Genomic DNA, 471 nt, shown 5'->3' with positions numbered 1-471 from the left:
TTGGACCAGGCGGGGCTGGACGGACTGGGCCTGGCGCCGTCGCGGGTGCAGGACCTGTATCCGCTGTCGCCGATGCAGGCGGGCATGCTGTTCCACAGCGTGGCCGACGGGCAGGGCAGCGCCTACGTGACGCAATTGCGCGTGGACGTGCGCAACCTGGATGCCGAGCGCTTCCGCCAGGCATGGAGCGAGGCCATCGCGCGCCACGACATCCTGCGCACGGGCTTTCTGGCCGACGCCGAGCGGCCGCTGCAATGGGTGGCGCGGCAGGCGCCGGTGCCGCTGCGGCTGGAGGACGGCCGCCGCTGGGACGACATGGAAGCCGGCCTGGACGCATTGGCCCGCGCGGAGCTGGAACGCGGCTTCGACCTGGCCGAGCCGCCCTTGCTGCGGCTGGCGCTGGTGCGCACGGGGGCCGAGACGCAACACCTGATCTGGACCAGCCACCATCTGCTGCTGGACGGCTGGAGC

1 protein-coding gene is annotated in these 471 nt (G+C 72.4%); it reads left to right on the top strand.

Translation table 11 applies throughout. From position 1 onward, the window contains the following. Positions 1-471, top strand: a 471-nt coding sequence (locus tag A7W11_RS17665) for a condensation domain-containing protein (protein ID WP_156523136.1), incomplete at both ends; no start/stop codon positions are given.

The sequence above is a fragment of the Bordetella ansorpii genome (assembly GCF_900078315.1).
GTDB classification, from domain to species: Bacteria; Pseudomonadota; Gammaproteobacteria; order Burkholderiales; family Burkholderiaceae_B; genus Bordetella; species Bordetella ansorpii.
This window is presented reverse-complemented; position numbering and strand designations above follow the sequence as displayed.